The organism is Piscirickettsia litoralis (assembly GCF_001720395.1).
GTDB classification, from domain to species: Bacteria; Pseudomonadota; Gammaproteobacteria; order Piscirickettsiales; family Piscirickettsiaceae; genus Piscirickettsia; species Piscirickettsia litoralis.
This window is the reverse complement of record NZ_MDTU01000001.1, coordinates 2,180,270-2,192,517: the sequence shown is the minus strand read 5'-3', so window position 1 is coordinate 2,192,517 and position 12,248 is coordinate 2,180,270. Positions and strand designations below refer to the sequence as shown.

15 protein-coding genes and 1 pseudogene are annotated in these 12,248 nt (G+C 38.1%); 10 read left to right on the top strand and 6 right to left on the bottom strand.

What is annotated here, in order from left to right; all coding sequences use genetic code 11:
- Positions 1-182: hypothetical protein (locus BGC07_RS20685; protein ID WP_158006918.1), on the bottom strand; the 182-nt coding region annotated here is incomplete at its 3' end.
- 228 nt (positions 183-410) lie between these two features.
- On the bottom strand, positions 411-1,814 hold the full coding sequence (locus tag BGC07_RS10855; RefSeq protein ID WP_069313132.1) for an aldehyde dehydrogenase family protein: 1,404 nt from the start codon (positions 1,812-1,814) through the stop codon (positions 411-413).
- 353 nt (positions 1,815-2,167) lie between these two features.
- Between BGC07_RS10855 and BGC07_RS20135 the strand changes: the two genes are divergently transcribed.
- The 3 genes from BGC07_RS20135 to BGC07_RS23300 are packed head-to-tail and all read left to right on the top strand — an operon-like array spanning position 2,168 to position 3,205.
- A complete protein-coding gene (locus BGC07_RS20135; RefSeq protein ID WP_139121674.1) occupies positions 2,168-2,365 on the top strand; it encodes a hypothetical protein in 198 nt (65 codons plus the stop codon).
- Entirely contained in the window at positions 2,329-2,592 is a 264-nt protein-coding gene (locus tag BGC07_RS23890; RefSeq protein ID WP_077216865.1) for an MltA domain-containing protein, read from the top strand. The genes BGC07_RS20135 and BGC07_RS23890 overlap by 37 nt, the downstream gene beginning before the upstream one ends.
- Positions 2,522-3,205, top strand: a complete 684-nt coding sequence (locus tag BGC07_RS23300) for an MltA domain-containing protein (protein ID WP_317135154.1) — start codon at positions 2,522-2,524, stop codon at positions 3,203-3,205. The genes BGC07_RS23890 and BGC07_RS23300 overlap by 71 nt, the downstream gene beginning before the upstream one ends.
- Here the strand turns inward: BGC07_RS23300 and BGC07_RS10840 are convergent.
- The 4 genes from BGC07_RS10840 to BGC07_RS10825 all read right to left on the bottom strand — a co-directional run bounded on the left by BGC07_RS10840 (position 3,182) and on the right by BGC07_RS10825 (position 6,901).
- Positions 3,182-4,243, bottom strand: coding sequence for an acyl-CoA dehydrogenase family protein (locus tag BGC07_RS10840; RefSeq protein WP_069313129.1), 1,062 nt, complete (start codon positions 4,241-4,243; stop codon positions 3,182-3,184). The genes BGC07_RS23300 and BGC07_RS10840 overlap by 24 nt on opposite strands.
- Positions 4,244-4,289: 46 nt before the next feature.
- Positions 4,290-5,252: a DMT family transporter gene (locus BGC07_RS10835; RefSeq protein ID WP_069313128.1), complete on the bottom strand. Its 963-nt coding sequence runs from the start codon at positions 5,250-5,252 to the stop codon at positions 4,290-4,292.
- A gap of 242 nt (positions 5,253-5,494) precedes the next feature.
- Positions 5,495-6,541: a Gfo/Idh/MocA family oxidoreductase gene (locus tag BGC07_RS10830; RefSeq protein WP_069313127.1), complete on the bottom strand. Its 1,047-nt coding sequence runs from the start codon at positions 6,539-6,541 to the stop codon at positions 5,495-5,497.
- Positions 6,542-6,670: 129 nt separating this feature from the next.
- Entirely contained in the window at positions 6,671-6,901 is a 231-nt protein-coding gene (locus tag BGC07_RS10825; protein ID WP_268801716.1) for a PAAR domain-containing protein, read from the bottom strand.
- 450 nt (positions 6,902-7,351) lie between these two features.
- On the opposite strand from BGC07_RS10825, the gene BGC07_RS10820 reads away from it, so the two are divergent.
- The 7 genes and pseudogenes from BGC07_RS10820 to BGC07_RS20680 all read left to right on the top strand — a co-directional run.
- Positions 7,352-8,044: a hypothetical protein gene (locus BGC07_RS10820; protein ID WP_069313125.1), complete on the top strand. Its 693-nt coding sequence runs from the start codon at positions 7,352-7,354 to the stop codon at positions 8,042-8,044.
- Positions 8,014-8,598 carry a queuosine precursor transporter gene (locus BGC07_RS10815; RefSeq protein ID WP_158006917.1) on the top strand — a complete coding sequence of 195 codons (585 nt, stop codon included), beginning with the start codon at positions 8,014-8,016 and terminating at the stop codon, positions 8,596-8,598. The genes BGC07_RS10820 and BGC07_RS10815 overlap by 31 nt, the downstream gene beginning before the upstream one ends.
- 171 nt (positions 8,599-8,769) lie before the next feature.
- On the top strand, positions 8,770-9,855 hold the full coding sequence (locus BGC07_RS10810; RefSeq protein ID WP_139121673.1) for a hypothetical protein: 1,086 nt from the start codon (positions 8,770-8,772) through the stop codon (positions 9,853-9,855).
- Positions 9,848-10,588, top strand: a complete 741-nt coding sequence (locus tag BGC07_RS10805) for a queuosine precursor transporter (RefSeq protein WP_069313122.1) — start codon at positions 9,848-9,850, stop codon at positions 10,586-10,588. The genes BGC07_RS10810 and BGC07_RS10805 overlap by 8 nt, the downstream gene beginning before the upstream one ends.
- Before the next feature lie 21 nt (positions 10,589-10,609).
- A pseudogene (locus BGC07_RS23295) lies at positions 10,610-11,002 on the top strand (MFS transporter); the annotation flags it as partial.
- An 88-nt stretch (positions 11,003-11,090) separates the two neighbouring features.
- On the top strand, positions 11,091-11,888 hold the full coding sequence (locus BGC07_RS23290; protein ID WP_077216862.1) for an MFS transporter: 798 nt from the start codon (positions 11,091-11,093) through the stop codon (positions 11,886-11,888).
- A gap of 130 nt (positions 11,889-12,018) precedes the next feature.
- The coding region (locus BGC07_RS20680; protein ID WP_158006916.1) for a hypothetical protein at positions 12,019-12,248 on the top strand (230 nt) is incomplete at its 3' end.

The following is a 12,248-nucleotide window of genomic DNA, read 5'->3' as shown; positions in this document are numbered from 1 at the left end:
GTTAATATAGGAACTAAAAAGTAAACAAAGCTCACCATAGCAACTATAATGATTAACACACTGAAAATAGCTGTAAAGTCAATGACACCCCAACGTCGCCCTTTATGCTGCTCTTGGTTATTACTAGAGCAACTCTCTGACTCTGAGTTAATAGCATTATCTTTCCTGAACAATTTTCCCACGGTTGTCTTCCCTTGTTTTCGATTTATTATATTTCTCTTTATTTTCAACAGGTAATGATATTTATTGATCATTTTCCATTTAATAAAATTTAGTGATAGCACTGTAACAAAAAAAGTAAGATTATTGCGATAAATAGTTATAAAAAGAAGATTAAAAAACAAATAAAAACGCCTGAGAGGATCAGGCGCTTCATTTAAAATATTAGCTTAAGATAATAAGGTATTACTTTAGTGCTTTACACTTAAAGTTTGAGCATCGGTCATAGAGTCAATTCCCCAAACACCACCTTCACGGCCAATACCAGATTGCTTCATGCCACCAAATGGCGCGAGGCTAGACTCTGTCGTCGGTGTATTAACACGAACAATACCCACCTCCAAACGATTGCCGATTTGAACGCCGAGGTCTTTGTCTTTAGACCAGACATAAGCGCTTAAACCCATTGAGCTATTGTTGACACGTTCGATGACTTCATCAACTTCATCGAAGGCTAAGATGGGTAATACTGGGCCGAACTGCTCTTCATCAATCAGGCGCACACCTTCTTCAACACCAGACACAATGGTCGGTGGGAAGAAATAACCCGCGCCTTCTTGAGCAACACCGCCACAATGGACTTTCGCCCCTTGGGCTTTCGCGTCATTTAATAACTCGATAATACGCTCATATTGCATAACATTATTTAAAGGCCCCATCGTTGTCTTAGCATCTAGGCCATTACCCACTTTGACCGTTTCAGCGATACGCACCATCTCATCTAAAACTTCATTGTAAATCCCGCGTTGAACATAAAGACGTTTAACCGCCACGCAAATTTGGCCGCAATTAGAAAATGCATTCCAAAAGACTTTTTCGGCAACCTCTTTAACGTCAACATCGCCAAGGATAATTGCCGCATCATTACCACCAAGCTCTAGAGTCACACGTTTAAGATCCACTGCAGCAGCCGCAGCAATATGTTTACCTGTTGCTACAGAGCCAGTAAAACTAATCGCAGCGACTTTTGGGTGCTTAACAAGAAGCGCACCGATATCATTATCACCGCTGATAATATTAACAAGCCCTGCGGGAATAATCTCTTGAATGAGTTCACCCAGTTTTAAGGTCGTTAAAGGCGTGTGAGGCGATGGCTTAATCACAATGCTATTACCACTATAAAGAGCTTCAACCATCTTATGCACAGCGATATAAAAAGGGAAGTTCCAAGGCGTAATTCCTGCAATAACACCTAGCGGCTTACGTGTCACCGTCACTTGCGCCTCAGCATCATCACGCAGTACCTTCTTTGAGATTTCTAGCTCGCACTGCTTGCGTAATAGGCCCACCGCCCAGCTGACTTCATTCGTTGCTTGGCTAATCGGCTTACCTTGCTCTTGAGTCAGTAACTGGCTGATTTCCTCTTGGTGCGCTTCGATTTTATCAGCACAGGCGCGTAATAATTCACGACGTTGCTCTAGCGTTCCCGCACCATTGGCAAGTGCCGTTTTCGCAGCAGTTACAGCTTGCTCTAATAGTTCCACACTCGCGACAGGACACTGGTCGATCACCTCTTCAGTTGCCGGATTCACAACAGCAAAGCTTTCAGTTCCTTGGCATAATTGGCCATTAATCAACATTGCATATGAGTTCATGGTTCGCTCCTTAGTCTTTAATCTGTAGACTCTTTTTCAGATCAAACGATCTGTAAAATTCACAGTTATTATACACAGTCAGGCTGTCTTTTTAAGCATTGTCAGCTAAAATCATCATATTTAAGGTAGAAAAAGTAATGCGACTTACATGCATTTTTTACAAAAAAGAAGAACTCTCGTAAATTTTGCGCAAGTTTAGCGCTATTAACCCTCTTGTCTATCATCACCTTGGCCTTATTATTACTCACACGGTATCCATCGCAGCCTGACCCCGAAAAAACAACACAAACCGCAATTAAATTAACAAACCCATCTTTACCTTTACAAAACTATCCCCTATCAACGCTCCCGGGTTGGCAGGAGCAAAGCTGGCAACCGCTTTGGACGACTTATCTTGCCTCCTGCCAAAAGCTCCAAAAAACACTAACAAATCATTTTTATTATTTAATGAAAAAGTTAATAATTTACCCTGGAAAAAAATATGCGCACAGGCATTGCAACTTGACCAAAAAAAATCCAACTTACAAGCATACACATTCAATCATTTTTAATTAAACACTTTAAGGCTTATTTTATTAATACTCCTAAAGAACAAAGGTTATTTACCGGTTATTATCTCTATCAAGCTCCAGCATCAGCGCATAAAAAGAATCCTTACACACAACCTGTATACTCTTTGCCTCAAGATTTACTCAAAATTAAGCTGACTGACTTTCAAAAAAATCTTACCGGAGAAAATACTTTATGGTCGCCAACAAATCAACCAAGGGGCGATTAAGCAAGCAGATATTCTCGGCTGGGTCACGCCGATTGATCGATTTTTTATGCAAATTCAAGGTTCAAGCATTCTCGCTTTTAATAATGGTAAAAAGCAGCTCATCGGCTATGCTGGGCAAAATAGCCAACCCTATTATGCCATTGGCCGAGTCTTACTTAAAAAGGGGGCGCTCACTCGTGAGAATATTTCCATGCAAACGATTCAAAACTGGCTAAAAAATCATCCAAAACAGCAACAAGCCATTTTAGATTTAAATAAATCTTTTGTTTTCTTTAAACCCCTAAACCATCAGTCTCCACTTGGCACACAACAAGTTCCGCTGACAGCAAACACCAGCCTGGCAATAGATCTTCGCCATATCCCCTTAGGTTCACTCGTCTGGTTACAACTGGATAACACCCCAAAAATAAAGCCTCATGGCTGGGTCGCACAAGATACTGGGGGTGCCATTAAGGGCTTAGTTCGAGCTGACCTTTATTTAGGTGCAGGAAAATATGCCGAACAAGAAGCAGGCAAACTCAACAGCACAGGTCAACTTTGGTTGCTTTTACCTAAAACCATCAATATCAGTCAATTTCAAAACAAACTCTTACTCAGTCGTGCTCGCACATAAACTATGGATAAATAATGGGTTAACGCCAGCAACCGTCGCTTGCAATAACTCTCGATTCAAGCGCTGCACCGAATGATCTGCTAACACGGCGCGCCCACCACTCAGTGCCGCTGCCAAATAAACACAATCGCGTGTTTGTGCATGAATCTTTGCACGAACATGCTGAACTTGCTCGCGTGTACTGGTATTGAGTAGCTCATTACGCAACTGCTCATGTTGATTACTAAACTTTTTAAATTGATTAAGCACAACAGCATCTTGGTTTGTTATCTGTCCAGAGTCTGAGATAATATTTAAAGCCGCTTGAAAAATTCCCATCAACATCGTCGCATGAGTAATGGAAAGCACCGAACGCTGCTGAATCACACTGCCTTCATGATCAACAATAATATCCTTCTCATCAATCAACCAATTATTAAATTGAATTGCCACTGTATTCGTCGCGCTCACTGCCGTGACCTCTTGAACCGCTCCAACCTCAATCATATCCGCACCTAAATTCATACTCTGCGCTCTAAAAGGTACCAGACCAATCACCTCACGGCTGCCCTTACCTTCATCAACAATAAAACCTAGCGCAATATGATCAAAAATCTCAAAGCCTGAAACCCAGTCCAAACGACCACTGACTCGATAACCGCCTGCGACTTTCTTGGCAGTAATCATCGGCCGCTTGGCATGATGACGTAAATGATAAATCCCTACTCCGGCCCGAAATTGACCCTGTATCATCTGTGTTAATAAATCCGCTTTAACTGCTTCATTACTGCCTTTTTGCAGCAAACTTGCACAGCTTTCATGCTGAGCGACCAAAAATGCCAAAGCATAGGAAGAACTAGCGATCATAGCAAAATAATCATGGGTCAAGGCTCTATCGGCAGCAAAACCATTAAAGCGTTCTGCTACTTTTACCGCCAGCAGGCCCTGCTCACCTAACTCAATAAAACGTGTTTTTAATAACTTTGCATCTGCATCTAATTGGTTTGCATACGGAGCAACACGCGAGGCAAGAAAGTCTTTCAGCCGATTAAGTAACATTCACTCACCTCACTCTTTAATATTTGTCGCCATTTAATATTAAGATCTAGAGTCTAACGGCTCCAGACTTTTGGGGCAATCTTTCCTGTGGTGATTCTCCACCCTCACATTTTTTATCGCTGCGGGCAAACATGATTAAGATCGAGCTTAAAGTAATCAATACCATACCTCCCCAAGCCAAAGCATTCGGTACTTTAGCAAAAATAATAAACTCAAGTATGGCGGAAAAAACCACCGCAGAGAACATAAAGGGAGATAAATGACCTGGGTTTTCAACTTGACGATAAGATAAGTCTCTTAGGGCCTGATTTCCTAAGCTCAATAAACCGGGTAAAATAAAAGCCATTAAGAGAATAAACCAGGATAAATTCAAACCTGAAGCGTTATTATTAGTCCCAGAAAAGGCAGTTCCCATAATAAAATCAACAACCAAAGGGATTAAACAAACAATGCTACCCAATCCATAGAGCGCAAAAACATTATTGATATAATGACTATCGCTGGTTAAGCCATAATTGCAGACCTGAGAAACCGCCATAGCAAACCCTGAAAATAATCCGAGTAAAATCGCTGAGTTAAAATGGCCGCTGTCTGGATGAGCAACCAGAGCAACACCAATAAAACCGATGATAATACTAAGCACCATTTTTAAATTCATTGGCTTTTTATAAAAGATTCTTGCTAATACAGGAATAAATAATGGGCCTGTATAATAAAGCAAGGTCGCTTCAAAAATAGAGGCTTGATTAATACAGGCAATATAAGCAAATTGGCCGATCATCGCAGTTAGTGCACGCAACAAATGGATTTTAAAGTCTTGACCGATTTGCTTAAAGCTAATACTGTTAATAAAAAATAACAAGGCGATAAATGGAATTAATGTCCTAAAAAACAAAATCATACTATCACTGACATTCGCGCTGCCTTCTTTCATAGCCACTCCCATAAAGGCAATACATAAAGATGAAAGCAGGGTATACATAATACCTTTTGAAAAAGATCGATTCATTGTGCTACTCCAAAAATGAATGAAATAGCTTGTGCGCGCAACAAGTTATATTCTTGATGGAGCTATTTTATGCCTTACTGAGCCTTGATAGAAGTTACTATAGATTGTCCAAGAGTTAGAAAAACTTACAACATTTTTACTGTTAATATTCAATAAGATAGAAACAAACCAGTCAGCCCTGACGATTATCTAGTATTTTGAACCATGCGAGACTAAAAGCTTACGAGGTTTAAAATAACATCTTAGAGAGTAATCCAACGTCCTTGAGCATGACTCAAATAACAGGCTTCAATCAGCTCTATAGTCTTCAACGCACTCTTAGCACTGACGGGGTTTTCAGTATTATTTTCAATACAAGAGGCAAGTTGTTGATAAAATCTACGGTAATCTCCCGGCTGGCAATCTATTTTTTCAGGAGTGATATTCACTGTATTCTCTTGCGCCAAATTTAACAGTGCCTGCTGATCATTCATCACTTGCTGCCAATTAGCATCACCCGGTAAATTCCCTGCTCTAAGTAACCCTTCCTGCGGGTCTAACTGATTAATAATCAAACTTCCCCGAGTGCCCTGCACACTTAGATGCGGAGTCTGACTACTGACAACACTCCCCATATGCAAAATAACGCGCCGACTTTGATAAGAAAATATCAGATGCACATAATCATTTGTTTTCCCATCTTCAGCTTGTATTGCTAAATCGGCAAACACCCGTTCAGGCTGACCAAAAAGCATCAAGGCTTGATCAATCAAGTGAGAACCTAAATCAAATAAAATGCCCGAACCCGGCCGATCTTGCTGACGCCACTTACTCTGTTCTGCATAAGGACGAAAACGATCAAAATGAGCCTCGTATTGCATAATTTCACCTAGGCGCTGCTCCGTTATTAAACGTTGCAAAGTCAGCATCGCAGTATCAAAGCGACGATTCTGATAGACTGATAAAATCCTATTTCGCCGCTCAGCCAGTTGAACTAATTCTTTACCTTGCTTAGAATCGATCACAAAGGGCTTTTCTGTCACAACATGATGGCCCGATAACAAGGCAGCCTTCGCCATAGGAAAATGCTGTTCATTCGGTGTTGTGATGATTACAAGGTCAACACATTTTTGCTTAAATAAAGCCTCAGTACTATCAATCACAGCGACATCAGGATATAGTGCATTGACCTCTTGCTGACGCGAAGTAACTACATGCGTTAATTGATAACCTTCTAATATATGAATAAAAGGCGCATGAAAAACACGACCTGATAAACCAAAGCCAACAATAGCAACTCGTATCATCATCGCTCCTCAAAATCTACAAGCTAATCTACAAAGTAAACCATCATTATACATACGGCTATTACCTGTTTTTAGTCGATGGAGATTACCAAGCTCACTTTTAATCAAAATAAATCAATATTTATAATACATCTATCCAATAAAAACACTATCAGAACCATCTGTAACCCGCCCCGACAAGCTCATACTTGAGGTCTTCTTTGCCGCAGGTTTACCATTAATAAATACCGTCTGCGCACCTTCCGTGACTCGATTAGTCACAGCGATACAATAACGCCCTGGATCTTTCACGCGCGCTGCCGGACGTTTATTGATAAAGACATTCGGTGAGCCTGCAGCAATATGACCTGAAACAGTACCTATTCCTGCAATGCTTACGGTTGTCGAGTCTTTCTCGCGCGCGGCCGGCTGTTTTTTTCGCGGTCATTTCCCTTTCACATTCCTTTTGTTATTCATTTGTTTTTATAAATTAATTACATTAAATACAAAACCAATGAAATATAGCCTGATAGTGAAAATAATTCAAGGTCATATTCTTGATGTTTTTAGTACCACACCTCCTCAGCGATGCCATCACACAATGAATAGGTGAATTATTAGCAATTTTATATCCAGAGACCCACTATCACTTTCTGTCATGAGATTTGTTGCTCTTGGCAACAAACAAGAGCAATGCAATAACAAGTCATAAAACAACACTCAAATGTGATAAATGAGACCTGTTTATTTATTATATAAACAAGTCAACTAGAATCCTTGACAAAACGTTCAATTTTAGTAATAGTGTTCCCTTCATAATAATTAGAAAGAGAAATGATAGGAATGTCATCTCCACTAAAGGATACTAGCAACACTCTAACAGGATATCCTCTAAAGCTCGTTTGTGCAGAGAGTCAGCGTAACGGTAAAGTGCTGGCAACTATAAAACATATCAATACTGCCAGCAGTAAAGTGATATCGATAGAAAATCTACTGAAAGAAGATAAATTGATAGAGAGCTTATCTCCCTACGACTGTTTCATGCTGAGTTTCATCCAGAATTTAGAAAAAAGTACACACAGAATACACTATGTAAACCAACAAGAAAGAATGGATAAAATCCCAGCATTGCTAACAATTAGCTCAATAGGCTACACCCCAGCAACTGGTATGCAAGCCGAGCTATCAATAAAAGGCACAAAGAAAAAAGAATTTTTTCCTTTAGATAAAATAGATGAGCATAAAGACCTGATCCAAGCCCTCTCACAAAAAGAAGCAATATACCTAGGTTCGTTAAATTTAAGCAATAATAAAGAATTACTCCAACAAGTCACAGCAAAACGCCAGCAATCTAAAACAAATCCAGTGTATGTATTAGGCAATACAACGAAGCTAAAATTTTTCACAGAATTCTGTTGCTTATATATCGTTACACTACTTGTTGCTAATTTTTCACGTTACAATTTATTACAATTAACTTACCACTTACAGACAGTTTGCCGATACGACTTGGCTCAGGGTTTCTAATCTTCCCTGCCGTTTTTCTGCTTCAAGATATTGTTACAGAAGTCTATGGCTATTCATGCTCTCGGCATATGACTTGGTTAGGCATTTTTGCATTAACTATTTCTATAATGTGTATCAAATTAACGCTACCCAGCCAGTCTTTTTCAGATCAACCAATGCAGCAAGCATATTACGCAATATTTTCTACACTACCATTTCATACCTTTGCAAGTATAGTGGGCCTTGCTGTTAGCTGCCTAGTCAACGATTATATTTTATCCAAATCTAAAGTTGCTTTTTCAGGTAAGGCTTTTGCGCTAAGATCCCTGATTATAACATTTATTGGAGAGTTTATTTACCAGATTGTAGCCTACTCAATCGCATGGCTGCACACCTTCACCAGTCCCAAGCACTTTATATTGTTTTTCTTTGTTTGCTTTGCCTATAAAATAATTTTTTATCTGTTTTTACTGCCTACTTCAAGTTTTACAGTTCACACCATAAAAAGAATAACAAATATAGATATTTATGATGAATCAACAAAGTTTGCCCCTTTAAGATTTAAAATATTATGATTATAAATAATAAAAGTAGAGTAATCCTGCACTATATTGTAGCTGCATATTTAGCAGCTATACTTACATTTAACTATATGTCATCAAATACAGTTGAAATAAACAACACAACAGCATTTTATTTATCATCTATCTTGCTCCCATGCATTTTCCTTTTGCTTGATGTGATACTTGAGTCCTTTGGCAAGCACTTGTTCAAAAAAAGCAATATTAATCAGTATTATTGCCTCTATCGTTGCTATTGCTTACAATTTACTAAGCTCCTACCTCCCCATACCTGATCAATATGCTCAGTCACGACAGCAGTATACTCTGCTGCTCGAAGCAATGCCTTACTCAACAATAGCTTATATATTGAGTATATCCTTATACTATTTGATAAAGACAAGCCAGTCCATTATTGTTATAAAAATGACTTTATCTATGAATAAATACAAAAAATTTATTACCTGTAATATTCTACCAGAAAGTTGTTTCATTATATTATTTTTCATAACTATATCACTAGGCAATGATAATAGTAGCCACGACAACATTATTATGCCAGCAATAACAGCTTTAGCTCTAACAACCATTTTAAAGGGTATTTTTCAACCTATATTCTTTTCATCTACAGCACTACTAGACACTCTCAACCATACTAACTTAAAACCACTCCCAACCAAGTCAACGAAAAAATTAAATAAACTAATTCAATGGTACAATATCATGGAAAGATCTTACCCTCTCAATGTTGCAAAATTTTTTATCAAGGAAATAAAATATTTCATTAACTATCACCAAAAAGCATATCCAGTCTCTATTTCTTCCATTGAAACAAACAAAAAAAATGAACAAATTATTAGCCTTCATATTAGATACAATAGAGGAATTACAAAAATAACACTGAAAAACCTCATTTCAAATGATGAATTACTAAGAGAAATTTCACCTCTAGAATGCTTTTTACTAGGATATGTCAGCAGCGGACCAAGGCTTGAAGAAACAATCAATTTTTCTATAATGAGAAATAATCAACCCACAGAGAGAGTTGTAGAGTTAGACCACATTAATTTTCAATCACCCAAAGATCTTGAAATTATATTTCAAGCAAAGAACACAAAAACATGTAGAGGAATTTTATTATCGGAAATCGATCAACATTTTGACCTGGTTCAGCTGCTCCCCTATAAAACATCATTACAGTTGGGATCCATGTATTTCTCAATCAATCCTAATTTATTACAAAACAACGAATACAGTAATAAAGATGACTAACAAAAAAACTCCCTATATAACACTAATGACTGAAAATACACCAATGCGATATTTTCATATTATCTGTGTCATTTATGCAACTATCATGGTATCTAGTAACTACCTAAACCTTCGGCTCATACCTATGCAGATGCCTTTTATGCCAAATAATTTTCCAATTGGAGGTGGAGTATTTATCTTCCCTCTAGTATTTATTCTGCAAGACATTGTTACAGAAGTTTATGGATACGCTCGCTCTCGCCAAATGATGTGGATTGGCATTATTAGCATGATGTCCTCTGTCATTTATAGCAGTTTTATAGTAACAAGATCGACTCTACCTGAATGGCACCAGAACTACAATGCTTTTTATTCAGTATTCAATGGTCTCCCCCGCCACACTTTTGGAGATGCAATTGGTCTTATTTGTGGAACAATAATGAATGACTACATCTTATCAAGGTCCAAGTTAAAATTAAATGGAAATTTTTTTGGAGCCAGGATTATCTCCTCAACTATAGCCGGAGAGCTATCCTACCAAATTGTTGCCTACGCTATTGCTTGGGGTGGGCAACTAAGTGCAATATCAAGTATATTACCATTTTTCATTTTCGCTTTTCTCTATAAGTTAAGTTTTAATGTAATTACATTGCCCTTTATGTATTTGGTAACTTACCTTTTAAAAAAATATGAACATATGGATATATATGATACGAAAACGAACTTCAATCCATTCAAATTCTCTATCGGTTAAAAAGGTGAATAAAACATCATCATGAATTCAAAAAAAGTCAGCCTAGCAACATCAGGCGGAAATGCCCTAGAGTGGTATGACTTCAGCATTTATGATCAGCTTGCCCCTATCATCGCCACTTTATTTTTCCCAAGTAAAGATTTATTTACGTCTCTACTATTAGCCTTTAGTGCTTATTTTTTAAGTTTTGCTGTACGGCCAATCGGTGGAGTTATTTTAGGAAAAATTGGTGATCGTTATGGAAGGAAAAAAGTTCTTCTATACTCTGCGACCATGATGTCGATATGCACCTTTTGTATGGCTTTACTACCAACATATGGACAAATCGGTTGGTTAGCATCAATTCTTTTTATTTCTCTTCGTTTAATCCAAGCCCTGTCTATTAGTACAGAGTTTACTGGCTCCACCTCATACCAAATAGAGCGCCATAGTAAAAAAATGAGCATATTTAGGAGCTTTAGTACAGTCGACTACCTTTCTAGGCACCTTACTAGCAGCCCTTGTGGTTGCAGTGCTCAGCTTCGCTTTAAGCCACACAGAGCTAGTTGCATGGGGATGGCGAGTGCCTTTCATGATTTCAGGGGCATTTGGAGTATACCTAATTCTATTACGCTTAAAACTTCCTGAATCAGACGAATTTAATTCGATAAAAAGGCAAAATGAAACCAAGAAAAACAGCTCCATCCTCAGTAATAAAAAATTACTTTTTCTTTCTTTTTTCTTACCAGCAGGAGCATCAGCCGGAGTATATTTTTTTGTTTATCAAGTGAGCTATATCACGACATTTATTCATGCTGACTTATTCAAAGCTACTGCCATCAATACCATTTCAACAATACTACTAACAATTTTCATCCCTATTTTTGCTAAACTAGCCGACCGCCACGGTATTCAAAAAGTATTGTACTCTGGCCTTGGCTTATTGATTATTACAGCCTTGCCATTGTTTTGGTTAATGTCACAACAATCTCTGCCAATGATTATTTTAGGTCAACTGTTATTTGCGATTGTACTGTCGCCTTACCTAGGCTTAAATGCAGTATTCATGGCAAGTTTATACCCAACCCAAATTCGTATCACCGCATTTTCATTTGTGTATAACCTAGCTGTTGCTATTTTTGGCTCTTCTATTCCTCTCGTTGCGATCTACTTACAGAAAAAAGTACATTTTCAATTCGCTTCTGGCATCTACTTTATTGCAATGTGTTTGATTTCATTGACTGCCCTAATTATTTTAAGCAAACACAAAACCACCTCTAATAAAACACTAAATTTACAACCGGCCAGTCACTCTGTTTAAAGTTTAAAATTAAATTAATCACCCGGCTTTACTTCGATGATAAGGCCGAGATGTAAAGCCCCCATTTTAAGGCTCAGCTAAGAGTCAGCCGCTAGACTCATGTTTAATTAAGTATATTGAGGTCTAGATAATGATGAAAAAAATGACAGTGGGCTTAGCTACTTTATTAATCTTTACAGCAAGCAGCACTTTTGCTTACCCCATTGTAAAAATTGTTGAGTGCCAAGCATTAAGCAATAAAGTCTACATCGACAACTCCTATGAAAACACTCAAGGAGAATCTAACAAACGCTGCTCACAAGTGATTGCTTCAGCATTAAACGACAACTACTCGATTAAAGATATACGCACAGCACAAAT

Coding starts and splice junctions, on each gene's coding strand:
- BGC07_RS10855 (WP_069313132.1), bottom strand. CDS start 1,814: ATGAACTCATATGCAATGTTGATTAATGGCCAATTATGCCAAGGAACT.
- BGC07_RS10840 (WP_069313129.1), bottom strand. CDS start 4,243: ATGTTACTTAATCGGCTGAAAGACTTTCTTGCCTCGCGTGTTGCTCCG.
- BGC07_RS10835 (WP_069313128.1), bottom strand. CDS start 5,252: ATGAATCGATCTTTTTCAAAAGGTATTATGTATACCCTGCTTTCATCT.
- BGC07_RS10830 (WP_069313127.1), bottom strand. CDS start 6,541: ATGATGATACGAGTTGCTATTGTTGGCTTTGGTTTATCAGGTCGTGTT.
- BGC07_RS10820 (WP_069313125.1), top strand. CDS start 7,352: ATGATAGGAATGTCATCTCCACTAAAGGATACTAGCAACACTCTAACA.
- BGC07_RS10805 (WP_069313122.1), top strand. CDS start 9,848: ATGACTAACAAAAAAACTCCCTATATAACACTAATGACTGAAAATACA.